We start from the raw sequence: 21,648 nt of genomic DNA on the forward strand, positions 1-21,648 counted from the left end.
GCGAGATACCAGTGCGGTTCCTCGGGGTGGTGGCGCTTCATCAGATCGATCGCGTCGCGCGCGCCCGCGATCCGCAGACCAAATGTCCGGATAAGCATCGGAAGCATCGCCAGCTGTTCACGCGGCGACTGTTGCCACCGGTTCGGCGGATCCCATAGTGCCGCCGCCCCAATGCCGGGCCCGTCACAAGCCACCTCGACGCCGCCGCCGGCGAGATGATGATGGCGGGTCAGCGTAGCGAACAACCCCGGCAATCGCGCCGACCGCTGGTTGTCGGTGGGCAACATCCAGGTGGTAACGGGGTCGTCGTAGAAGGCTCGGCCCAGCACGCGTGACAGCTCGCGGATATCGGCTTTGCGAGCGGGCCGCGCCTCGATCGTCATATCGGCAAGGCTATATGGCTAAGCGTGTCGAGCGCGGGCCTAAGCTCAAGGATAGGTCGCCCTGACGAGTAACCCCAAGCCAGAAAGGCCGACGGTGTGGGATTTCGAGACAGACCCCGAGTATCAGCAGAAACTCGACTGGGTCGAGCAATTCCTGGTCGACGAAGTCGAGCCGCTCGATCTCGTCGCGCTTGATCCGTACGACAAGAACAACGCCGACACCATGGCCGTCCTGCGGCCCCTGCAGCAGAAGGTGAAGGAGCAGGGATTGTGGGCCGCGCATCTGCGGCCCGAGTTGGGCGGTCAGGGCTACGGCCAGGTCAAGCTGGCTCTGCTCAACGAAATCCTCGGTCGATCACGTTGGGCACCATCGGTATTCGGCTGCCAGGCACCGGATTCCGGCAACGCCGAAATCCTGGCCATGTTCGGCACCGACGAGCAGAAGGCTCGCTACTTGCAACCACTGCTCGACGGAGACATCACGTCCTGCTACTCGATGACCGAACCGCAGGGCGGTTCGGATCCCGGCTTGTTCGTCACCCGCGCCGAGCGCGACGGCGACTCCTGGGTGATCAACGGCGAAAAGTGGTTTTCCACTAACGCCAGGCATGCCTCATTCTTCATCGTCATGGCCGTCACCAACCCGGAGGCGCGGACCCGCGAGAAGATGTCGCTGTTCATCGTTCCGGCAGAGACTCCGGGCATCGAAATTGTCCGCAACGTGGGTGTCGGAGCCGAGTCGTCGGAGCATGCCAGCCACGGCTACGTGCGCTACACCGACGTCCGGGTACCAGCCGACCATGTGCTCGGCGGCGAAGGCCAGGCTTTCGCGATCGCGCAGACCCGGCTGGGTGGCGGCCGCGTGCATCACGCGATGCGCACTATTGCCTTGGCGCGCCGGGCTTTCGACATGATGTGCGAGCGTGCGGTGTCGCGGCACACTCGTTTCGGCCGCCTGGCCGACTTGCAGATGACGCAGGAGAAGGTGGCCGACAGTTGGATCCAGATCGAGCAGTTCCGGCTGCTGGTGCTGCGCACTGCGTGGCTGATCGACAAACACCACGACTACCAGAAGGTGCGCCGAGACATCGCTGCGGTGAAAGTGGCCATGCCTGCGGTGCTGCACGACGTGGTGCAGCGCGCCATGCATTTGCATGGCGCGCTTGGGGTCTCCAACGAGATGCCGTTCGTCAAAATGATGGTGGCTGCCGAGTCGCTGGGTATCGCCGACGGCGCCACCGAGCTGCACAAAATGACGGTGGCGCGTCGCACTCTGCGTGAATACGAGCCTGTATCAACACCTTTCCCGTCTCAGCATTTGCCGACCCGGCGCGCCGAAGCCCAAGCTCGATTAGCTGAACGCCTCGAACACGCGGTCGCCGAATTCTGACATCGGTGCACCGACTGTGTAGCTTGTGAGCGAACAGTTCCCGAAATTCCGCCGATAAGCTGCACAGTCGGCGCGTTCAGGACATGTAGCGGACGATACTTTCCACCACGCAGGCCGGTTTGGCCGAGCCCTCGATCTCGACGGTTGTCGACAGCGTCGCTTGTACAGCACCGTTCCCGAGCTCGTCGACATCGACCAGCGAGCTCTGCGCCCGTATCTTCGAGCCCACAGGCACCGGTGCGGGGAAGCGAACCTTGTTCAGGCCGTAGTTGACTGCCAGCTTGATGCCTTTCACCTCGTAGATGTCATGCAGCAAGCGAGGAAGCAACGACAAAGTCATGAACCCGTGCGCGATGGTCGTGCCGAACGGCCCCTTAGCGGCCCTTTCCGGGTCGACATGAATCCACTGATGATCCCCGGTCGCGTCGGCGAACAGGTTGACCTCCTTTTGAGTGATAGTCACCCAGTCGCTCTGGCCGATGGTCTCGCCCTTGGCGGCGGCGAGCTCCGCGACTGACTCGAAAGTGCGCATTCGGTGTTCTCCTCCGTTGGAGCCGGAAATTTGGACTAGGTGGTAAGCATCGTGCCACTTCACGCTTCGGCAGCGACATCACGTGCCAGCCGCTGCGATGTTTCACCCGGATTCCTGTTCGGGTAGTCATCCCCGAGGCACCCCGGTGAGGGGCGTCGGAAGGGACGTGAACATGACCGCCAACAAGGGCAACAAGGCCGAGTCGGACGTCGAGCCGGAGAGGCACGAGACACGGTCACGTGCGGGCAAAGATTCCGACGACGGCAGCTATGTCGGTCGCACCAATCCCGACGACGCTCTCGATGCTGGCGAAACCGGGGCGGAGGCTCGTAGCGAGCGGGGCGCCCGGTGACGAAGAGCGCCGCGCAGTGGCGCGAGGAGGAGGCGGGCAATCAGCACTAGCCAAAGCGCAGGATAACCGGGTGAGGCTGCTGTTGCTTGCCGATACTCACGTACCGAACCGGGCGCGCAACCTGCCCGCGCGAGTATGGGAGGAGGTCGAGGCCGCCGATGTGGTGCTGCACGCGGGGGACTGGGTGGCATCGCAGTTGCTCGACGAGCTGCAAGCCAGGTCGCGTCGACTGGTGGCGTGCTGGGGAAACAACGACGGCCCTGCACTGCGATCGCGGCTGCCTGAGCGCGCAGACGTAACGCTCGACGGCGTGCGTTTCACGGTTGTCCACGAAACCGGCAGTAGCGCCGGCCGGGAGGCGCGTATGTCGCGCCGCTACCCCGACACCGACGTCCTGGTGTTCGGACATAGCCACATCCCATGGGATTCCACGACGAATACGGGGCTGCGGCTGCTGAATCCGGGCTCGCCCACCGATCGGCGCCGCCAACCGTCGTGCAGCTACATGACCGCCACGGTGAGCGATGGCAACCTCAGCGACGTGACACTTCATCACCTCCGGATCACCTCCGGTAAATAGCTCCTAAACAGAGGTATTATTGGGCCGTGGAGACACTTACCGACCTGGGCACCGAGTTGTCCCGCGTCATCGGGCGATTTCGCCGCCAGCTGCGTCGATCCGCCGGCTATGGCTTCACGTCCGCGCGATTAACCGAGTCGCAGGCGGAGCTGTTGTGGCTGGTAGGACGGCGTCCAGGGATTTCGGTCAGCCACGCTGCCGCCGAACTCGGCCTGGTGCCCAACACCGCGTCCACCCTGGTGTCCAAGCTGGCCGCCGAGGGACTGTTGGTCCGCACCGTGGACACCGCCGACCGCCGGGTCGGCAGGTTGCAGCTGACCAACTCGGCCCAGCAGATGGTCGATGCATCTCGCGCCGCGCGCCGCGCAGTGCTGTCCGACGTGCTCGGCGAGCTTGACCACGACCGGATCGCAGCGCTGACCGCTGGATTGGAGGTTCTCGAGACCATGACCCGGATGATGCGAGAACGATCAACATGACTCAATCCCCCGCTGTCGATTGTCAGCACCTGACATACCGCTACGGTCAGTTCACCGCCGTCGACGACTTCACCCTGCAGGTCCGGTCCGGCGAGACCATGGGCTTGTTAGGCCCCAACGGCGCGGGAAAGACCACGGTGGTGCGCATGCTTACCACCTTGACGCCGGTACAGCATGGCGAGCTGCGCATCTTCGGCTTCGATGCCCGAACTGACACCGTCGACATCCGCTGCAATATCGGCTATGTGCCGCAGCAGCTTTCGATGGAGCCAGCGCTGACCGGCAGGCAGAACGTGGAATGGTTCGCGCGGCTCTACGGTGTACCGCGCGCCGAACGCACCGACCGCGTCGACGAGGCACTCGCCGCGATGCAGCTGCTCGACGTCGCCGACCGGCTGGCGGCCACCTACTCGGGTGGCATGGTGCGCCGGCTGGAACTGGCGCAGGCGCTGGTCAACCGGCCGTCACTGCTGATACTTGATGAACCCACCGTCGGCCTCGACCCGATCGCTCGTGACGGCGTGTGGACGCAGGTGCGAAACATGCAGGCCCAGTTCGGCGTGACCGTTCTGGTGACCACCCACTACATGGAGGAGGCCGACTCGTTGTGCGACCGGGTCGCGTTGATGCACCGCGGCAGATTGCAAGCGGTCGGAACGCCTACCGAGTTGAAGTCGACCGTTTCACCCGAAGCGACGCTCGAGGATGTGTTTCGTCAGTACGCCGGTTCAGGCCTGGATGACGACACATCATCACCGGGTCTGCCCGAAATCCGTTCCATGAGAAAGGCAGCGGGTCGTGTCGGTTGATTACGTCACAGGCACTCGTTTGGTCCTCGCTCCCCGCGGATGGCGTCGGCTGCATGGGATATGGCCCCGCATAAGCGCTTTCGCGATCGTCGAACTGCAAAAGCTGCAGCATGATCGCACCGAGCTCATCATGCGCATGGTGCAGCCGGCGTTGTGGTTGTTGATCTTTGGTACGACGTTTAGCAAGCTGCACGTCATCGACACCGGATCGGTGTCCTACCTGGCGTTCCTGGCACCAGGGATCATTGCCCAATCGGCGTTGTTCATCTCCATTTTCTATGGGATACAGATCATTTGGGATCGTGACTCCGGCGTGCTAGCGAAACTGATGGTGACTCCGGCGCCGGCGTCGGCGCTCGTCGCCGGTAAGTCGTTCGCGGCCGGGGTGCGGTCAGTTGCGCAGGTTGTCGGTGTGCTGGGACTGGCGTATCTGACGGGCGTGCAGTTGACCGCCAATCCATTACGGGTCCTCGCGGCGATGGCAGTCGTCATGCTGGGCGCCGCATTTTTCGCCTGCCTATCAATGACATTGGCGGGCTTGGTGCGCAACCGGGATCGCCTGATGGGTATCGGTCAGGCCATCACCATGCCGCTGTTCTTCGCCTCCAACGCGCTCTACCCGGTCGATGTCATGCCCAGATGGCTGCGCGTCCTCAGTAACGTGAACCCGCTGAGTTACGAAGTCGACGCCCTGCGGGGACTGCTGATCGGTCCCGGGTACCAACTCATGGATATCGCGGTGTTGGCAGTGGCCGCGGTAGCCGGCATCGCCACAGCTTCAGCACTATTGCCGCGCGTGGTCCGTTAGGCCGAGTCCGCTCCGACTCTTAATTGTTAGCCAACCGCGACGTCGTACTCCGGCGTCGACAAACGTCAGTGCGTATCCCGCTGTGTTTCACTGCCGAAGACAGGCAATCGACCGCGTCTAGCGGCAGATGAAAGTTGGGATGGGTAGGAGCTATGAAGTTCGTTGAAAAGTTGCGTGACGCAGCGGCGGTTTGGCCGCGCCGGCTGACGATCGCGGCCATGGGAGCTGCCCTATTGCCTGGGCTGATCGGCGTTTTCGGTGGCTCGGCGACCGCGGGGGCGTTCTCCAAGCCGGGTCTACCGGTCGAGTATCTGCAGGTGCCCTCACCATCGATGGGGCGCAACATCAAGGTTCAATTCCAGGGCGGCGGCCCGCACGCGGTGTATCTGCTCGACGGCCTGCGTGCCCAGGACGACTACAACGGCTGGGACATCAACACTCCCGCGTTCGAGGAGTTTTACAAGTCAGGACTGTCGGTGATCATGCCGGTCGGCGGGCAATCCAGCTTCTACTCCGACTGGTATCAACCCGCCTGCGGCTCAGCCGGCTGCCAGACCTACAAGTGGGAGACATTCCTGACCCAGGAAATGCCGGCCTGGCTGCAGGCCAACAAGCAGGTCGCCCCCACCGGCAATGCGGCTGTCGGCCTGTCGATGTCGGGTGGTTCGGCTTTGATCCTCGCCGACTACCATCCGCAGCAATTCCCTTACGCCGCATCACTATCCGGCTTCCTCAACCCGTCTGAGGGCTGGTGGCCGACAATGATCGGCCTGGCGATGAACGACGCCGGTGGATACAACGCCAGCAACATGTGGGGTCCGACCAGCGACCCGGCCTGGAAGCGCAACGACCCGATGGTCCAAATTCCGCGATTGGTCCAGAACAACACCCGCATCTGGATTTACTGCGGTAACGGCACCCCGACCGACCTGGGTGGCGACAACATGCCGGCAAAGTTCCTGGAGAGCTTCACACTGCGGACCAACGAACAGTTCAGGGACAACTACATTGCCGCCGGCGGCAGAAACGGAGTGTTCAATTTCCCGGCCAACGGTACGCACTCCTGGCCGTACTGGAACGACCAACTGGTGGCCATGAAGCCCGACATCCAGCGGGTGCTCGCGGCCGCACCGAACCCCGCCTGACACAGGAAAGCATCGGCAGCAGCGCAGCGTCGCGCTGCTGCCGATGCTTTCGTTAAACGGCCGTTAGCCGGGCGATCGCGCGCAGCGGAATCGGCAGCCACCCCGGGCGGTGGCGCGACTCGTAACCCACCTCGTAGACCGCCTTGTCCAGTTCATAGGCGGAGAGCACGAGCGCTGAATCGCGCGGGTCAAATCCGGCCGCGGCGGCATAACCGTCGCAGAACGCAGCGTGGTTTCGCTCTACCCATTCTCGAGCCCGGGCAGCCAGCTGCTTGTCAGGCGCCAGATCCACCAGGGGTCCGTATGCGGCGTATTCGTAGGACCGCAACACACCGGCCACGTCGCGTAACGGTGAGTCCGGCGCGCGGCGTTCGTCCAACGGCTGACCGGGCTCGCCTTCGAAGTCGATCAGCAGCCAGGTGTCCGGGGTGCGCAGCACCTGGCCCAGGTGCAGATCGCCGTGTACCCGCTGAATGGTGATCGTCTCCTGGGCCAGCTTTTGGAATCGCTGTTCGATCGTCTCGGCGTACTCCTGCAGTTCGGGCACAGCGGCCACGGTCGACGAGAGCCGCGACAGCATGGTGTCGACCGGGAAGGTGGCTTCAGACGTGCCGAGCTCCTCGGCGAGAGTCGCATGCACCGATGCCACGGCTTCACCGAGCCGGTAGGACTCGCCGGCGAAATCGCCGCCGACTTCGTAGGCGTAGAGATCGCCCTCGGCGAATAGGTCACGCACACTGGCGGTGGCCATGGCCCAGCCTTCGGCCGAGTTGGCCGCATACTCGGCCACCATGCCCAACGGGACCGGAGTTCCGTCGGCCGAAGCGATTTCGTACGCGCCCAGCAGCCGGGCGACATGGGGGTTTCCGGCGCGGCCGAGTGCCCGGTTCAGCTCGATGTCGGGGTTGACACCGCTGATCACCCGGCGGAACACCTTGAGGATGGCTTCCTCCTCGAAGATCACACTGGTGTTGCTTTGCTCAGCCTCCGACACCCGCGGTAACGCCTGCACCGGCAGCGACACATCCGGTTCCCTGATGAATTTGACTTGCCCACGAGGGAAGTCGCGCACCGCTGAACAGTCGATCAGCGACAGCAGAAACTGGGTGGCGTCAGGGTCGTACAGTGCGTCGTAACCGGTGCGATCGTCGTCGGCGCCGATCGTGGCAACCGTGGTGTACTCCGATAGTGGTGCGGAATCCCAGCTGACCAGCACCTGATAGCGTTCCGACGACCCATTGGAGTACGCGACGTCGACGAGCGCTAAGTCGAGATCGTCGCGCAGGGGCACGATTACTTCCGCCTCAGCGGAGGACAACTCGCGGTTGCGACCGGCATACCAACGTTGCTGCGGAAGCCATTCTGACCAAGGCAGATTGGCTGCGGAACTCATTGCATCTCCTCAGACGGGGTCAGCTGGAACCAGTAGAACCCGTGTCCTGGCAGGGTCAGCAGGTACGGGAGCTGACCAACGCGTGGAAACTCCACGCGCCCGCTCAACTCGACCGGCGTGTAGCCGTTCCAGTGCTGCAGGTTCAGTTCGATGGGCTGCGGGAACCGCGACAGATTGTTGACGCACAGCACCACGTCACCGTCGGCTTCCCGCACATACGCCAGCACCGACGGGTTGGAGCCGCCGAGTTCACGGAACGAGCCGACGGCGAACGCCTCGTGACGGCGGCGCACAGCCAGCATGGTGCGGGTCCAGTTCAGCAACGACGATGTGGTGTCGCGTTGCGCTTCGACGTTGACGGCCTGATAGCCATAGACCGGATCCTGGATGGGCGGCAGATACAGCCGACCCGGGTTGGCGGCGGAGAATCCGGCGTTGCGGTCCGGCGTCCACTGCATCGGAGTGCGCACCCCGTCGCGATCACCCAGCCAGATGACGTCGCCCATGCCGATTTCGTCGCCGTAGTACAGGACGGGTGAGCCGGGCAACGAGAGCAGCAGCGCGGTGAACAACTCGACCTGGTTTCGGTCCTTTTCCAGCAACGACGCCAGCCGGCGGCGGATGCCGACATTGGCTTTCATCCTCGGGTCTTTGGCGTACTCGGAGTACATGTAGTCACGTTCTTCGTCGGTCACCATCTCCAGCGTCAACTCGTCGTGGTTGCGCAGAAAGATCCCCCACTGCGCCATCTTTGGAATCGGCGGTGTCTGCGCCAGGATCTCCGAGATCGGGAAGCGGGACTCGCGGCGGACGGCCATGAAGATGCGGGGCATCAGCGGAAAGTGGAATGCCATGTGGCATTCGTCGCCGCCGGTGTCGGGATCGCCGAAATACTCGACCACGTCGCTGGGCCATTGATTGGCCTCGGCCAGTAGCACCCGGCCCGGGAACTCGTCGTCGACGACTCTGCGGACCCGCTTCAGAAACGCGTGCGTCTCAGGCAGGTTCTCGCAGTTGGTGCCCTCCCGCTCGAACAGATACGGCACCGCGTCCAAGCGGAATCCGTCGATCCCGAGGTCGAGCCAGAAGCGAATCACGTCGAGCATCGCGTCCTGCACCGCCGGGTTGTCGTAGTTCAGGTCCGGCTGGTGAGAGAAGAAGCGGTGCCAGTAGAACTGGCGTCGCACCGGATCAAATGTCCAGTTCGACTCTTCGGTGTCGACGAAGATGACCCGGGCGTCGGCGTACTTGTCGCTGGTGTCGCTCCACACGTAGTAGTCGCCGTACGGGCCATCGGGGTCACGGCGGGACTCCTGAAACCACGGATGCGACTCCGATGTGTGGTTCATCACCAGGTCGGTGATGACCCGAATGCCCCGGCGGTGAGCGGCGTCGAGCAACGCGACGAAGTCGTCGACTGTGCCGAATTCGGGCAGCACTTTGTAGAAATCGCGGATGTCGTAGCCGCCGTCACGCAGCGGCGAATCGTAGAACGGTGGCAGCCAGATGCAGTCGATGCCCAGCCACTGGAGGTAGTCGAGCTTCTCGGTCAGCCCGCTCAGGTCGCCGCAACCGTCGGCGTTGGCGTCGTAGAACGCCCGCACCAGCACTTCGTAGAAGACGGCGTGCTTGTACCAGGTTCGATCGGCGGGCAGCGCAACTGCATCGGCGAAGTCGTCTGCGCTGGGGTGCTCGACGACGCCGGCTTGGACGTGGCTGCCCTCGGCCGGATGGTGCTCGATGGCGCTTTTAGTGTCTCTCGTCAAGTCCACGAGTCTACAGGTATCCGAGATCCCCCACAGCTAACCCCTCTGTGGCCCAAACGAATTGAGCCATGCCACGTGATTGCGTCCGGCACTGGGATCAGCCAGGCGGTCCCGGCGCCAACGTCACATTCACGGTACGCGGCCCGCCCATACCGCTTTGCAGGCCTAATGCGACGGAGTCGCCGGGGTGGTGTTGGTCGAGGATGTTGGTCAATGCAGTGGCCGAGTTGACCGGCTGCCCGTTGACCGAGGTGATCACGTCCCCTGGGGTGATTCCCGCATCGGCGGCCGGACCCGGGGATATCACCCGTTGGATTACCGCGCCCGCGCCGCCCCTGGCGTCGGAAACACCGATGCCGAGGAATCCCGTGGGACCGATGTGCACGCTAGGCGACGCGGCGCCGGAGCGGATCTGGCCGGCGATGGCCATGGCTTGATTGATTGGGATCGCGAAACCTTCGCCTCGGCCGAGTTTGTAGTTGTCGGAGGCAGCGGTGTTCATGCCGATCACCTGGTTAGCGCTGTTGACCGTCGGGCCGCCCGAGTCGCCGGGACGTATCGCCGCGTCGACCTGGATCAAGCCGCTGAGGGTCTCGGAACTACCGGTCAAGGCGTCCGCCGCCGAGACGGTCTGGTTCAGCGCGGTGACGCGGCCGGGGACAGCGCTGGGCGCTCCGCCAACACCGCCGGCGTTGCCCAGCGAGACAATCGGATCGCCGACCCTAACTGTCGACGAGTCGCCGACATTGGCGGTGGGTAGTCCGCCTGCGCCGCCGAGCTGCAGCACCGCGATGTCATGGTTGCGGTCGTAGCCGATTACCTCGGCGGGATAGGACTGGCCGTTGCCGATGTCGCGGGCGCTGATATCGGTCGCACCGGCGACCACGTGGTTGTTTGTCAGCACTACGCCGCCGGGATCGATCACGATGCCGGTTCCCGCGCCTACTGCGCTTTGGTAGCCCAGCTTGGTGTCGATGTCGACGATCTGCGGGCCTACCTGCGAGACCGCCGCCAGCGGGTCGATTGGGGCGGGCGCTTCGCGGAACCCGCCCAGTGTGGGCGGCGACGCGTAGGCGGGTGCCATGGCAAAAGCCAATCCCGCCACAGCTGTCAGACTCAGTAAGCACGACGACCACCGTGGTATCCGGCGGTGCGATCCGCTCATCCCGTCACCTCCCGATAGGCGTAAAACTGAAGGATTGTCGCAGCCATTGTGCCTTGACAGTATCCTGTCAGCCTCTTCACCGTAGTGTGCATCCCCTGGTCGAGATCCGCATTCTGCGGTGGCGTGCCGCGCGAGCACGGGATACGGAATAGCCAGACCATCGCTTCGGCAAACGATGCGATGCACTCATGAGCCGGGCGCGATCGGGCCGATGAGATGGCGGCTTAGGTCGCCCACCATGTCGACGAGTGTGTAGTCGCGAAAGCAGAACCTCCACGCCCCGTTGACGCATTCGAACCGATCGTGGTAGCGGCCTGCGACGATCGGCTGCAGCGGCAAGTCGTCGGTCTGCTGCAGGACCGTGTAGTAGCTGCGACAGCTCGCCGTGCCGGCGTCCTCGTCGACCTGGATGACCGGATTGGTGACCAGGTGCTTGGTTCGAGGCGTCCCGTTGGGGTAGAGCACCACCGTGGCCTTCCAGATCGCCAGCATGGCCGCCGCGTCGACGGTGCCATCCCCGGCGCTGTCGACCCGCAGACGAGCATGCTGGAAAAGGGACGCCGCTGCGGCCAAGTCGCCGCTGTCCATGTATTCGGCATAGCGGTACAGAAGGTTGGTGATCTGTGTCTCGGCCGACATGACGTCAACCTAACCGTGCTGGCCGGCTTTAAGCTGGCCATGTGGTCGAATTCGACCCGAAAGCCCGGTTCGCCCAAGCGCCGGTCGCGCGACTGGCCACCGTAACGCCTAGCGGCATGCCGCACCTGGTGCCGGTGGTGTTTGCGCTTCGTGACGACGTGATTTACACCGCTGTTGACGCCAAACCTAAGTCGACACAACGGTTGCGACGGCTGGCCAACATCGAGAGCAATCCGCAGGTCAGCATGCTGGTCGACCACTACAGCGATGACTGGACGCAGTTGTGGTGGGTCCGCGTCGACGGCGTGGCGGCAATTCACCGCGACGGAGATGCGCGGCAAACCGGGTACCAGTTGTTGCGCGCGAAATATGCTCAGTACCAATCGGTTTCGTTGGACGGCCCGGTGATTGCTGTTGCGGTGCAGCGTTGGGCGAGCTGGCGCGCCTGATCCAGGTCGTTCCCTAGCGGTAGATATTGACAATCTCAGGAAGGTTGAGGCGAGCCGCGTCGAATCTACCGGTGGCGGCTAGAAGAAAGTCGTGTTCGTCGATGCCGGTGGTGGCCCTAAACGCGGCGGCGGGCACGGTCAGCAACCGGGCGATGTGGGAATCAGCCGTGGCGGCGTCGTCCCGTGCGAGTGCTCCCAGAACCCAATCGAGGCTCGCGCACAGACCTGGCCCGCGGTCCGAACCTTGGCCGAATGCGGCGCGGATATCGTCGCCGTGGATATAGGCGTCGCTCAACAAGGTATGCACTCCTTGCCCCACGGTGAGACCCGGGACGGAACTTGGGGCCCGCCAACCGGTGTCGTCGAGCGTTGACAGCAGCCGCGCGATCGAGTCGGTGGCGCTGCGCAGCTTGGCCGCCAGTGCCGTTGCCGATTGGTCGCGCAGGTCGGCCGCGTGATCGGCGGGGCTGCGCATACTCAGCGTCCCGCTGGCGACGTGGAGGCTTGACCCACCACATGGCCGGCGACATCACGCACCTGCCAACCGGTGCAGCGGGTCGGCCGGACCCAAGCGGAAGTGTCGATGGCCTCCAGCAGATCGGCGAACGACTCGTATTCGCTCAGCAGCCCACGGATGGTTCGCGGTCGGTCGGGCCCCGATCGCGCGCTCATCCGAGTGCCTGCTTCACGGGAAGGAGGAGTTCAAGCTGGTGAGAAACGGTTCCGGGCCGAGCACGCCGATGCGGCAGACCAGGTGTCGAGCACCGGCTTCCAGGTACCCCCGCAGACCGGCGGCCACGACGTCGGGTGTTCCGCCCACAAACGCCTGGATATGCTCGAGAACTTCCAGCCCGAACCCGTATGTCTCGACGCAGAACTGGTCGAGTGGCGCGTCCGCGGGTCGGCGGCGTCGGTCATCAGCACCGTGACCAACAGTGCCGGCGTTATATCGTCGGCCCGCCGCCCTTCCAGAGCTGACGCCACAGCGCCCGGGTGCCGGGGAGTCGCGCGAAGCGGCGCGGCCAGGGCCCCTCGTTTGCGCGGTACTCCGCCTCGGCGCCGCGGGGCAACCCGGCGCCGACCGCAACGGTCAACCGGCCGTGCGATAGTCGGTCAATCGAAGCCAGCACCTGCGCAGTCTGCACCGGTCGGCGCAACACCGGCTGCAGCGCAGCGGTGCCCAGCGATGGTCATGGATGAGTTTGGGGAGCTGGTGGCGTCGAACAGTGCCTTCGGCCTATTGACTGACGGCGTGGCGCCGGGGCTGCTGCAGCCCCCCGATCAACGTGTTGCGGGTCGCGCTGCACCGGGAAGGTTTGGCCGCGCGGACGGTCAACATGGACGACTGGGGACGCCACGTTCTGCATGGGCTCCGCCAGCGGGCACCTCACCCACGCATCGACGCCTTGCTCGAGGAGTTGGAAGGTTACGGGCTACCCGCCCAGAGCGGCGAGCCGATCGAGTCGCCCGGGTTCGCCGTGCCGCTGCATCTTCGGTCCAGTGACGGCGACGTGCGGCTGATCGCCACGATTTCGACCTTCGTCACCGCGCTCGATGTGACCGTTTCCGAGCTGCGTCTGGAGGCATTTCTGCCGGCCGACCGCAAGACCGCGGAAATCCTTTTCCGCCGAAACCGCCGCTAGGCGGATTCGCCTGAGCGCCGGCTTGCCACCTCAGCCCTCGCCTCCGAGCCCCGGGCGTCGTCAGGCGCTGCGGCTGGTTCCGCCGCGCGGTCGTCGGAGGTGAGCGAATCCTGCGGCGTGATCCTTTCCAGAAACCGCAGGAGTTCGACTGGAAAAGGCAGTACCAGCGTGGAGTTCTTCTCGGCAGCTACTTCGACCACGGTTTCCAGCAGGCGCAGTTCCAGCGCGGCGGGGTGCTCGGCCATCACTTGCGCGGCTTCGGCCAGTTTTTGGGAAGCCTGCAACTCGCCGTCGGCAGTGATCACCCGAGCGCGTCGCTCGCGCTCTGCCTCGGCCTGCCGCGACATCGACCTCTTCATCGAGTCGGGCAGGACCACATCCTTGATCTCGACGCGGTCGATGTGGATTCCCCAGCCCAGCGCCGGGTTATCGATCATCAGCTCCAAGCCCTGGTTGAGTCCCTCCCGGTTGCACAGCAGGTCGTCGAGGTTGCTCTTGCCGATGATCGAGCGCAGCGACGTCTGCGCGACCTGCCTGATCGCGGACATGTAATCCTGTACGTCGACAGCGGCCCGCACGGGATCGGACACCTTGAAGTAGATCACCGCGTCTACCCGAACGGTGACGTTGTCGCGGGTAATGCCATCCTGGGCGGGCACCGGCATCGTGATGATCTGCAGGTTGACTTTTTGCAGGCGATCGGCCACGGGAAGCAGCCAGGTGAGCCCAGGCTGGCGCACCCGCGGTAGGACTCGCCCGAACCGGAAGACGACGCCTCGTTCGAATTGCTTGACCACGCGCACGCTGCTCGCCACAAATAGCGCGCCGACGACACCTGCCGCGGCGATCACGTCGAGCACGATCACCATGCGACCATTCTTTGCCGAGCCAGCGGCGGGCCCGCGTCCATGGGTCCGATTGTCCCACCGGCATTTCTGCTTCTCAACACGCTGCTGTTCAGGCCATTTCTGCAGTGCCGGCGAGAGCCTGAATCGACGGGCCGGTTGACCGCGCCGCGCTCGGTCTTGTGCTGTGTGGGTGTTAAGGGAAAGGTGACTAGTAGGTCCGTGATCTGGGCCACACCCCCGCAGCAGGGTGGTATCGCCACCTTGATGTGTGGGCGAGTGAAGCGACCCGGTATGCAAGGAGAGGAACGTCATGGCAGACAAGGCGACTACTGCTCAGGGCGCCGGAGCCGCCCCCGCTGTAGACAGTCCGGCCGCCGTTCGCAATGTGGTTCTGGTGGGACCGTCGGGCGGCGGCAAGACCACTCTCGTCGAGGCGCTTCTCGTCGCCGCGGACGTACTGTCTCGACCCGGCTCCGTTGTCGACGGGACGACAGTCTGCGACTACGACGACGCCGAGATCCGCCAGCAGCGTTCGGTCGGGCTTGCCCTGGCATCGCTGTCGCATGACGGCATCAAGGTCAACCTGATCGACACCCCGGGCTATGCGGACTTCGTCGGTGAGTTGCGCGCCGGACTGCGCGCCGCCGACTGCGCGCTGTTCGTGATCGCGGCGAACGAGGGCGTCGACGAACTGACCAAGTCCGTCTGGCAGGAGTGCAAGCAGGTAGGAATGCCACGGGCGGTGGTGATCACCAAGCTCGACCACGCGCGGGCGAACTACCAGAATGCGCTCTCAGCCGCCCGGGATGCCTTCGGGGACAAGGTTTTACCGCTGTATCTGCCCGCTGGTAAGGGGCTGATCGGGCTGCTTTCCCAGAAACACTACGAGTACAGCGGCGCCAACCGCACCACGCATCCACCGGACCCGTCGTATGCCGATCAGATCGAGGAGGAGCGCGGCACCCTAATCGAGGGAATCATCGAGGAGTCCGAGGATGAGTCGCTGATGGACCGTTATCTCGGCGGCGAAAAAATCGACGAGTCAGTGCTCATCGAGGATCTGGAACGGGCGGTTGCCCGTGGTTCGTTTTTCCCGGTAATTCCGATCTGCAGCGCAACCGGCGTGGGAACCCTGGAGTTGCTCGAAATCATCACCCGCGCGTTTCCGTCTCCGCTGGAACACCCGCTGCCCGAGGTTTTCACCCCGCAGGGAGCACCCCGCCCTCCCCTGACGTGCGACGCCAACGGCCCACTGCTCGCCGAGGTGGTCAAGACGACCTCGGACCCCTACGTCGGACGCATCAGCCTGGTCCGGGTGTTCTCCGGGACCATCAAGCCGGACGCGACCGTTCATGTGTCGGGCCATTTCACGTCGTTCTTCGGTACCGGCAACGGTCACGCCGACCACGACGAGGACGAACGCATCGGAGCCCTATCGTTCCCGCTCGGCAAGCAACAGCGCCCCGCCTCGGTGGTGGTGGCCGGCGACATCTGCGCGATCGGCCGGCTCAGCCGGGCCGAGACCGGCGACACTCTTTCCGATAAGTCGGAGCCGTTGGTGCTCAAACCCTGGACCATGCCGGAGTCGCTGTTGCCTATCGCGATCCAGGCGCACGCCAAGACCGACGAGGACAAGCTGTCCGTCGGCCTGGGCCGGTTGGCTGCCGAAGATCCGACACTCCGGATCGAGCAGAACCAGGAGACTCACCAGATCGTGCTCTGGTGCATGGGTGAGGCCCATGCCAGCGTCGTCCTCGATGCTCTGGCCAACCGCTACGGCGTGACGGTGGACACCGTGGCGTTGCGCGTGCCGCTGCGAGAAACTTTCGCGGGCAAGGCGAAGGGCCATGGACGTCACGTCAAGCAGTCCGGTGGACACGGCCAGTACGCCGTCTGCGACATCGAAGTGGAACCGCTGCCGGAGAGTGCGGGCTTCGAGTTTGTCGACAAGGTGGTCGGCGGCGCGGTGCCGCGGCAATTCATTCCCAGCGTGGAGAAGGGCGTGCGGGCCCAGATGGAGAAGGGTGTGCATGCCGGTTACCCAGTCGTCGACATCCGCGTCACCCTGTTCGACGGCAAGGCCCACAGCGTCGACTCATCGGACTTCGCCTTCCAGATGGCAGGTGCGCTGGCGCTGAAAGATGCGGCCGCGGCAACCAAGGTGATCTTGCTCGAGCCGATCGACGAAATCTCGGTGCTGGTGCCCGACGATCTGGTCGGCGCGGTGATGAGCGATCTGTCGGGGCGGCGGGGCCGCGTGCTGGGCACCGACACCGCGGGTGACGAGCGCACGGTGGTGAAAGCCGAAGTGCCGCAGGTTGAACTGACGCGCTACGCCATCGACTTGCGTTCGCTGTCGCACGGCGCTGCGTCCTTCACCCGTTCGTTCGTGCGCTACGAGCCCATGCCCGAATCCATCGCCGCGCGGGTGACGAAAGCGGACTGATCCGTTACTGGGCCAGCCATGCGAGCGTCGCGGCGAGGTCTTTGACGTCGACGCCGATACCGCGGCACTCTTCTATGCCGCGGTCGTACAAGCCTGAGGTGGCGTTGGACACCAGCACAATCCGGAAGTCGCGTTCGGACGCCTCGTAGATTGACGTGCGCGGGCAATTGGGAAAGTTGCAGCCGGCGAAGACAAGCGTGTCGCGGCCGGCGTCGCGAAGGTGTTCTTCGAGCTTGGTCTGGTAGAAGGCACCCCACCGTGGCTTGTACATCACATGCTCGGCCGGCCCGATCGGTTGGAAGCCACCGTTGAGCAGCAATTCATGGTCGAGCTCAACGGGATTCGGCAACAGCTCAGGTGCGATCTGCGAGCCTGGGCTGCCCGGCGCGGCGATCTGTGCGCCTTGCTCGACCGAGCGCCGTCGCACCAGGTCGGCGTTGGAACCATCCGGTCTGTACAGCCTTACGACGTGGACGATCGGTAAGTCCTTCTGGCGGAACGCCGTTGCCAACTTCGCCATCTGCGGGAGGGCGTCGCGTGTTCCGGCCACGGGCAGTGAAGCATCCTCGTCGTAGAAGTCGCGCTGGACATCGATGAGAACGAGAGCCGCCGAACCGGGTACCGGGCGGGTGTACGGATCGCTCATGCTGTCTTGTCTAACAGACGGCCGGGGTTGTCCACAGTTCGGTTTCATCCACACGTGGCCTTCGCGGCGCGGTCGAGTGTCGGCCTCGGTGGGTGGGCGAGCATTCGCTCATGTGTTGGCGTAGCCACGAGGAGATTGACCGAGGTCTTCGATGCTGTCGATGAGCTGAGATTCGTTGGAAATCCGAAAAGCTCGCGGCTCAACTGTCGCGCTTTGGTAATGAATTGATCGCGTCGGCCCGGGCTGCCCTGGTGGCCAATGTGCGCGTCGTGAAGACCGCCGTCGGCGCGACCGGCGGTGTAGATCGTGTGGTTTTCGCAACGTAATCTCGCGCGGTTGAGCACCTTGGTGGGACGCGTGATGGGGCGGAGCTGGCAGTGCTGGACACTGCGGTGGGACGCGTTGGCGGCCAATCAGGCTGTGCCGTCTGGCAGATGATGACGGCACCGTCCTGGCGCGAATCGGCAGCCGAAACTTGTCGTACCCGGCTGCAATGATGACGTTATGTCCTTGACCGCATCGCTTCCCGCGGCGCTGAGCCCTGCCGAGCGTGTTGAGGTGTTGTTCGAGGAGTTGGCGGAGTTGGCCGGTCAGCGCAACGCCATTGATGGGCGCATTGTGGAGATCGTCGCCGAGCTGGATCGCGACGAGCTGTGGGGTGCTACGGGTGCGCGGTCGGTGGCGGCGTTAGTGGCCTGGAAGCTCGGCTCGTCATCGCGAAATGCCCACACGATCGCCACCGTGGCGCGCCGGCTGGAGAAGTTTCCCCGCTGCGCGGCGGGCATGGCCGAGGGTCGACTGTCGCTGGATCAGGTCGGGGTGATCGCCGCACGGGCCGGCGAGGGTTCCGATGAGCATTACGCGGAGCTGGCGCGGGTCGCCACGGTCAATCAGCTGGGCACCGCGGTGAAGTTGGAACCACGCCCTGAACCCGATCCTCGGCGCCAACCGCAGCGCTCGATCACCAAGAGCTGCGGCGAGCAGTGCACCTATTGGCGGATCAAACTTCCCCACGACGAGGCGGCGAAATTCGAGGCTGCGCTGGCGTCTCATCGTGATGCGCTGGTCGCCGAGTACAAGCAGGATCACGGCACGGGCGAGCGCACATCGGAGAATTGTCCGCCGTTGCCTACCACCGTCGAGGCGTTTATGCGCCTGGTCCAGGCCGGCTGGGACGCCGAAGCGGCCCGCCGCCCCCACGGGCAGCACACCACTGTGGTAGTGCACGTCGACACCCAGCAGCGCGCGGCGGCGCTGCATCTGGGTCCGCTGCTCACCGCCGCCGAACGCCGATACCTGACCTGTGATGCCACCTGTGAAGTCTGGTTCGAACGTAACGGGCAGGTCATCGGCGCCGGCCGCGCGACCCGCCTGGTCAACCGGCGGCTTCGCCGCGCGCTCGAGCACCGCCACCCCACCTGTGCGGTTCCTGGCTGTGGGGCCACCCGCGGTCTGCACGCCCATCACATCCGGCACTGGGAAGACGGTGGTCTGACCGAGTTGTTCAACCTGGTGCTGGTCTGCCCGTATCACCATCGGTTGCACCACCGCGGCGTCATCACCATCAGCGGACCCGCAGACGATCTCATCGTCACCGACAGCTGCGGTCGACGGCTCAGCGCAGGATCGCTCGCCCGTCCGCCGAACCTTCCTCCGCCCGCTGTCCCACCGTGCCCCAGGCCCACCGGCGAGCGCGCCGACTGGTGGTGGTACGAACCCTTCCAGCCACAGCCGCCACCAACAAACAACTAGATTGGCTAGCGGAACCGGTCATTACCGGCACTGAACCGAAGCCCACATGGGTTGAGGCATAGAGAAATTCGTTCGCAATACCCGCTGCCAACGGATCTCGATCATCAAGGCCGACAACCAAACCCCCAACTCCGCCGGCCCGATACTCGACGACCCTGCCACGCCCTCATCAAGGTCCCCGCTGACTTACGCGCCAATCTGAGCCAAGTCGGCTAACTGAAGCATCCTCCCAAAGACCGTGGCTGCACCGCCCCGGGCTGCGACGTGCCCGCCTACTTCACCGAGGTCCACCACGTCACCGACTACGCCAAATGCCAGACCACCAACGTCACCGACCTGACCCTGGCCTGCGGCGGCTGGCAACCGCAAACGCCACGACGGCCTCACCGAATGGATCCCACCACCACACCTGGATCGCGGCCAACCCCGCATTAACCTGTTCCACCACCCCGAAAAACTCCTCCGCGAACACCACGGCGAAGGCGACGAGGACGATCCGTAGGGCCGTCGGCACCCAGTCGCATATCGGTCCCTCATCTTTTGCTGACCACCGACATATCGAGCATCTCTCGGCTGTGAAGCAAAGTTCCGCGGCGAATCGGAGTTTGCTGGCAGCCAAATAGGGTAGATATTGAGGGTAGAAAAGTGGTGCGATTCAGCGCACCAGCTCGAAGGGGTGGACAGGATGCGAAGAGCGCTTCGACATGTATTTGTCGTGGCAGGGACTGCGCTAGCGGCTATGGCGGTGCCCGCCAGCCCTAGCTTGGCAGCAAGTGCCCCGCCGCAGGTTGCTCCCGGCATCGCATCGATCCAGCCGGCCAACGGTCAGCTGGTGGGCGTCGCCCATCCGGTCATCGTCACCTTCAGCAACCCCGTCATCGACCGCGCCGCCGTCGAGCGGACAATCAAGATCACTTCCCCGAGCCGCACGACCGGTCGATTCAGCTGGGTCGACGACAACACGGTGCAGTGGACGCCGGACCAATACTGGCCGCCCCGCAGCAGGGTCAAAGTGCAAGTGCGCGCCTTGACAACCGGCTTCGAAACCGGCGACGTGGTGAAGGCAGTGGCCAGTATCTCCGCACATACGTTCACCGTCAGCATCAACGACGAGGTGGTCCGTACGATGCCGGCGTCGATGGGAAAACCGAGCCGTCCGACGCCGATGGGCTCGTTCACCGCCCTGTCGAAAGAGCGCACGGTCACCTTCGATTCGCGCACCATCGGCATCCCACTGAGTTCGCCGGAGGGGTATCTGATCCAAGGGCAGTACGCCGTGCGGGTCACCTGGAGCGGTGTGTACGTGCACTCGGCACCGTGGTCGGTTGACTCGCAGGGCTATGCGAACGTCAGCCACGGCTGCATCAACCTCAGCCCGGACAACGCGGCCTGGTATTTCGACACCGTGCACATCGGCGATCCGATCATCGTGGACGCCTGACAACGGGGAGCACGCTCGCACGCCGAGGGCCGACCCCGCTCGAGCGCGGTCGCGCCTACCCTCGACATCATGGCCAACACACTGCAAGACCACAAAGTCGCGACCGCCCTTCAGCGGATGTATGCCGAGACCCGCGAACAGATGGCGCAGCTGCGCGACAAGCGCGACGAGTTGCAGCGGCTGTCCTCGGCAAGCGCACAGGAACGCGCCGACGCAATGAGCGACTTCTACATCCCGGTCACACCTGACGCCGGCCGGCTACTGTATTCGCTAGTGAGGGCCGCTCGACCGACAACGATCGTCGAATTCGGCATGTCGTTCGGGATTTCGGCGATCCACCTGGCGTCGGCGGTGCGTGACAATGGCCGCGGCCGAGTCATCACCACAGAACTCAGCGCCACCAAGATCGCTGCAGCGAAGAAGACGTTCGCTGACATCGGGCTGGACGATCTGATCACCGTGCTCGAAGGCGACGCGCTGTCGACGTTGACGACCGTGGATGGCCGAGTTGACTTCCTGCTTCTCGACGGGTGGAAGGAAATGTACCTGCCGGTCATCAAGCTGCTCGAATCCCAGCTGTCGCCCGGCGCCCTGATCGTCGCCGATAACACTGAAATGGCCGACACCAAGCCATACCTGGACTACGTGCGCAACACCGAAAACGGCTATGTCAGCGTCAACTTCAGCGCTCGTGAAGCAGACAGCATGGAAATCAGCTGCCGCGTCTGATCAGCAGCAGGTGTTAGGAGACTCCGATGACGTTGACAAAAGCACGGGCGGTGCGTTTCGACCGCTACGGCGGGCGCGACGTGTTGTATGTGGCTGACATTGACATGCCCTCCCCGGGCCCCGGCGAAGTGCTCGTCGAGGTCCACGCCGCCGGCATCAACCCGGGGGAAGCGGGGATCCGTGCGGGTGCGATGCACGAGATTTTCCCGGCCACGTTTCCCTCCGGCGAGGGCAGCGATCTTGCCGGCGTCGT

At 64.2% G+C, this 21,648-nt stretch carries 25 protein-coding genes and 2 pseudogenes; 15 read left to right on the forward strand and 12 right to left on the reverse strand.

The window, feature by feature from the left end:
* Positions 1-383: pseudogene (locus ACFE99_RS02200) on the reverse strand (GNAT family N-acetyltransferase); the annotation flags it as partial.
* A gap of 94 nt (positions 384-477) precedes the next feature.
* On the opposite strand from ACFE99_RS02200, the gene ACFE99_RS02205 reads away from it, so the two are divergent.
* Entirely contained in the window at positions 478-1,773 is a 1,296-nt protein-coding gene (locus tag ACFE99_RS02205) for an acyl-CoA dehydrogenase family protein (protein ID WP_375482007.1), read from the forward strand.
* A 76-nt stretch (positions 1,774-1,849) separates the two neighbouring features.
* Here ACFE99_RS02205 and ACFE99_RS02210 read toward each other — a convergent pair whose 3' ends face one another.
* The gene (locus tag ACFE99_RS02210) at positions 1,850-2,305 is read right to left on the reverse strand and encodes a MaoC family dehydratase (protein WP_375482009.1); all 456 of its coding nucleotides are present in this window, start codon (positions 2,303-2,305) and stop codon (positions 1,850-1,852) included.
* Between the two features lie 172 nt (positions 2,306-2,477).
* Here ACFE99_RS02210 and ACFE99_RS02215 point away from each other — a divergent pair, with 172 nt between their 5' ends.
* From ACFE99_RS02215 to ag85C, 6 genes are all read left to right on the forward strand, one after another.
* Positions 2,478-2,657, forward strand: a complete 180-nt coding sequence (locus tag ACFE99_RS02215; protein ID WP_375482011.1) for a hypothetical protein — start codon at positions 2,478-2,480, stop codon at positions 2,655-2,657.
* Positions 2,658-2,727: 70 nt separating this feature from the next.
* The gene (locus ACFE99_RS02220; RefSeq protein ID WP_375482013.1) at positions 2,728-3,237 is read left to right on the forward strand and encodes a metallophosphoesterase family protein; all 510 of its coding nucleotides are present in this window, start codon (positions 2,728-2,730) and stop codon (positions 3,235-3,237) included.
* Positions 3,238-3,263: 26 nt separating this feature from the next.
* Positions 3,264-3,716 carry a MarR family winged helix-turn-helix transcriptional regulator gene (locus ACFE99_RS02225; protein WP_375482015.1) on the forward strand — a complete coding sequence of 151 codons (453 nt, stop codon included), beginning with the start codon at positions 3,264-3,266 and terminating at the stop codon, positions 3,714-3,716.
* A complete protein-coding gene (locus tag ACFE99_RS02230) occupies positions 3,713-4,525 on the forward strand; it encodes an ATP-binding cassette domain-containing protein (RefSeq protein WP_375482017.1) in 813 nt (270 codons plus the stop codon). Before ACFE99_RS02225 ends, ACFE99_RS02230 begins: the two co-directional genes overlap by 4 nt.
* Complete coding sequence (locus ACFE99_RS02235) at positions 4,515-5,333, forward strand: ABC transporter permease (protein WP_375482019.1); 819 nt, start codon at positions 4,515-4,517, stop codon at positions 5,331-5,333. Before ACFE99_RS02230 ends, ACFE99_RS02235 begins: the two co-directional genes overlap by 11 nt.
* Before the next feature lie 152 nt (positions 5,334-5,485).
* A complete protein-coding gene (gene ag85C / locus ACFE99_RS02240; RefSeq protein WP_375482021.1) occupies positions 5,486-6,478 on the forward strand; it encodes a diacylglycerol acyltransferase/mycolyltransferase Ag85C in 993 nt (330 codons plus the stop codon).
* A gap of 52 nt (positions 6,479-6,530) precedes the next feature.
* On the opposite strand, the gene ACFE99_RS02245 is transcribed toward ag85C, so the two are convergent.
* From ACFE99_RS02245 to ACFE99_RS02260, 4 genes are all read right to left on the reverse strand, one after another.
* Positions 6,531-7,871 (reverse strand): maltokinase, encoded by a 1,341-nt coding sequence (locus tag ACFE99_RS02245; protein WP_375482023.1) that lies wholly within the window; start codon positions 7,869-7,871, stop codon positions 6,531-6,533.
* Complete coding sequence (gene treS / locus ACFE99_RS02250; RefSeq protein WP_375482025.1) at positions 7,868-9,643, reverse strand: maltose alpha-D-glucosyltransferase; 1,776 nt, start codon at positions 9,641-9,643, stop codon at positions 7,868-7,870. Before treS ends, ACFE99_RS02245 begins: the two co-directional genes overlap by 4 nt.
* 91 nt (positions 9,644-9,734) lie before the next feature.
* Entirely contained in the window at positions 9,735-10,802 is a 1,068-nt protein-coding gene (locus ACFE99_RS02255; RefSeq protein WP_375482027.1) for a S1C family serine protease, read from the reverse strand.
* A gap of 186 nt (positions 10,803-10,988) precedes the next feature.
* The gene (locus ACFE99_RS02260) at positions 10,989-11,441 is read right to left on the reverse strand and encodes a nuclear transport factor 2 family protein (protein ID WP_375482029.1); all 453 of its coding nucleotides are present in this window, start codon (positions 11,439-11,441) and stop codon (positions 10,989-10,991) included.
* 41 nt (positions 11,442-11,482) lie between these two features.
* On the opposite strand from ACFE99_RS02260, the gene ACFE99_RS02265 reads away from it, so the two are divergent.
* On the forward strand, positions 11,483-11,890 hold the full coding sequence (locus ACFE99_RS02265) for a TIGR03668 family PPOX class F420-dependent oxidoreductase (RefSeq protein ID WP_375482031.1): 408 nt from the start codon (positions 11,483-11,485) through the stop codon (positions 11,888-11,890).
* Positions 11,891-11,903: 13 nt separating this feature from the next.
* On the opposite strand, the gene ACFE99_RS02270 is transcribed toward ACFE99_RS02265, so the two are convergent.
* The 4 genes from ACFE99_RS02270 to ACFE99_RS02285 all read right to left on the reverse strand — a co-directional run bounded on the left by ACFE99_RS02270 (position 11,904) and on the right by ACFE99_RS02285 (position 13,020).
* Positions 11,904-12,365, reverse strand: coding sequence for a maleylpyruvate isomerase family mycothiol-dependent enzyme (locus ACFE99_RS02270; RefSeq protein ID WP_375482033.1), 462 nt, complete (start codon positions 12,363-12,365; stop codon positions 11,904-11,906).
* Between the two features lie 2 nt (positions 12,366-12,367).
* The gene (locus ACFE99_RS02275; RefSeq protein ID WP_375482035.1) at positions 12,368-12,562 is read right to left on the reverse strand and encodes a maleylpyruvate isomerase N-terminal domain-containing protein; all 195 of its coding nucleotides are present in this window, start codon (positions 12,560-12,562) and stop codon (positions 12,368-12,370) included.
* Between the two features lie 13 nt (positions 12,563-12,575).
* Positions 12,576-12,710, reverse strand: a complete 135-nt coding sequence (locus tag ACFE99_RS02280) for a hypothetical protein (RefSeq protein WP_375482037.1) — start codon at positions 12,708-12,710, stop codon at positions 12,576-12,578.
* 124 nt (positions 12,711-12,834) lie between these two features.
* Positions 12,835-13,020 carry a hypothetical protein gene (locus ACFE99_RS02285; protein ID WP_375482039.1) on the reverse strand — a complete coding sequence of 62 codons (186 nt, stop codon included), beginning with the start codon at positions 13,018-13,020 and terminating at the stop codon, positions 12,835-12,837.
* A gap of 159 nt (positions 13,021-13,179) precedes the next feature.
* Between ACFE99_RS02285 and ACFE99_RS02290 the strand changes: the two genes are divergently transcribed.
* Positions 13,180-13,533, forward strand: coding sequence for a hypothetical protein (locus ACFE99_RS02290; RefSeq protein ID WP_375482041.1), 354 nt, complete (start codon positions 13,180-13,182; stop codon positions 13,531-13,533).
* Here ACFE99_RS02290 and ACFE99_RS02295 read toward each other — a convergent pair.
* The gene (locus tag ACFE99_RS02295; protein ID WP_375482043.1) at positions 13,530-14,402 is read right to left on the reverse strand and encodes a slipin family protein; all 873 of its coding nucleotides are present in this window, start codon (positions 14,400-14,402) and stop codon (positions 13,530-13,532) included. The genes ACFE99_RS02290 and ACFE99_RS02295 overlap by 4 nt on opposite strands.
* A 289-nt stretch (positions 14,403-14,691) precedes the next feature.
* Here ACFE99_RS02295 and ACFE99_RS02300 point away from each other — a divergent pair, with 289 nt between their 5' ends.
* Positions 14,692-16,827: an elongation factor G-like protein EF-G2 gene (locus tag ACFE99_RS02300; RefSeq protein ID WP_375482045.1), complete on the forward strand. Its 2,136-nt coding sequence runs from the start codon at positions 14,692-14,694 to the stop codon at positions 16,825-16,827.
* Between the two features lie 4 nt (positions 16,828-16,831).
* Here the strand turns inward: ACFE99_RS02300 and ACFE99_RS02305 are convergent, their stop codons facing one another.
* A complete protein-coding gene (locus ACFE99_RS02305) occupies positions 16,832-17,473 on the reverse strand; it encodes a cysteine hydrolase family protein (RefSeq protein ID WP_375482047.1) in 642 nt (213 codons plus the stop codon).
* A gap of 504 nt (positions 17,474-17,977) precedes the next feature.
* Between ACFE99_RS02305 and ACFE99_RS02310 the strand changes: the two genes are divergently transcribed.
* From ACFE99_RS02310 to ACFE99_RS02330, 5 genes and pseudogenes are all read left to right on the forward strand, one after another.
* Positions 17,978-19,225 carry an HNH endonuclease signature motif containing protein gene (locus tag ACFE99_RS02310; protein ID WP_375482049.1) on the forward strand — a complete coding sequence of 416 codons (1,248 nt, stop codon included), beginning with the start codon at positions 17,978-17,980 and terminating at the stop codon, positions 19,223-19,225.
* Between the two features lie 231 nt (positions 19,226-19,456).
* Positions 19,457-19,727 (forward strand): annotated as a pseudogene (locus ACFE99_RS02315) (HNH endonuclease signature motif containing protein); the annotation flags it as partial.
* Between the two features lie 183 nt (positions 19,728-19,910).
* The gene (locus ACFE99_RS02320; protein ID WP_375482051.1) at positions 19,911-20,666 is read left to right on the forward strand and encodes a L,D-transpeptidase family protein; all 756 of its coding nucleotides are present in this window, start codon (positions 19,911-19,913) and stop codon (positions 20,664-20,666) included.
* 69 nt (positions 20,667-20,735) lie between these two features.
* On the forward strand, positions 20,736-21,395 hold the full coding sequence (locus tag ACFE99_RS02325) for an O-methyltransferase (RefSeq protein WP_375482053.1): 660 nt from the start codon (positions 20,736-20,738) through the stop codon (positions 21,393-21,395).
* A 26-nt stretch (positions 21,396-21,421) separates the two neighbouring features.
* On the forward strand, positions 21,422-21,648 hold a 227-nt coding region (locus ACFE99_RS02330), incomplete at its 3' end, for an alcohol dehydrogenase catalytic domain-containing protein (protein ID WP_375482055.1).

Source organism: uncultured Mycobacterium sp. (genome assembly GCF_964249325.1).
Classification (GTDB): domain Bacteria; phylum Actinomycetota; class Actinomycetes; order Mycobacteriales; family Mycobacteriaceae; genus Mycobacterium.

Coding starts and splice junctions, on each gene's coding strand:
- ACFE99_RS02230 (WP_375482017.1), top strand. CDS start 3,713: ATGACTCAATCCCCCGCTGTCGATTGTCAGCACCTGACATACCGCTAC.
- ACFE99_RS02295 (WP_375482043.1), bottom strand. CDS start 14,402: ATGGTGATCGTGCTCGACGTGATCGCCGCGGCAGGTGTCGTCGGCGCG.
- ACFE99_RS02260 (WP_375482029.1), bottom strand. CDS start 11,441: ATGTCGGCCGAGACACAGATCACCAACCTTCTGTACCGCTATGCCGAA.
- ACFE99_RS02300 (WP_375482045.1), top strand. CDS start 14,692: ATGGCAGACAAGGCGACTACTGCTCAGGGCGCCGGAGCCGCCCCCGCT.
- ACFE99_RS02210 (WP_375482009.1), bottom strand. CDS start 2,305: ATGCGCACTTTCGAGTCAGTCGCGGAGCTCGCCGCCGCCAAGGGCGAG.
- ACFE99_RS02325 (WP_375482053.1), top strand. CDS start 20,736: ATGGCCAACACACTGCAAGACCACAAAGTCGCGACCGCCCTTCAGCGG.
- ag85C (WP_375482021.1), top strand. CDS start 5,486: ATGAAGTTCGTTGAAAAGTTGCGTGACGCAGCGGCGGTTTGGCCGCGC.
- ACFE99_RS02255 (WP_375482027.1), bottom strand. CDS start 10,802: ATGAGCGGATCGCACCGCCGGATACCACGGTGGTCGTCGTGCTTACTG.
- ACFE99_RS02270 (WP_375482033.1), bottom strand. CDS start 12,365: ATGCGCAGCCCCGCCGATCACGCGGCCGACCTGCGCGACCAATCGGCA.
- ACFE99_RS02245 (WP_375482023.1), bottom strand. CDS start 7,871: ATGAGTTCCGCAGCCAATCTGCCTTGGTCAGAATGGCTTCCGCAGCAA.
- ACFE99_RS02305 (WP_375482047.1), bottom strand. CDS start 17,473: ATGAGCGATCCGTACACCCGCCCGGTACCCGGTTCGGCGGCTCTCGTT.
- ACFE99_RS02215 (WP_375482011.1), top strand. CDS start 2,478: ATGACCGCCAACAAGGGCAACAAGGCCGAGTCGGACGTCGAGCCGGAG.
- ACFE99_RS02310 (WP_375482049.1), top strand. CDS start 17,978: ATGTCCTTGACCGCATCGCTTCCCGCGGCGCTGAGCCCTGCCGAGCGT.
- ACFE99_RS02320 (WP_375482051.1), top strand. CDS start 19,911: ATGCGAAGAGCGCTTCGACATGTATTTGTCGTGGCAGGGACTGCGCTA.
- ACFE99_RS02275 (WP_375482035.1), bottom strand. CDS start 12,562: ATGAGCGCGCGATCGGGGCCCGACCGACCGCGAACCATCCGTGGGCTG.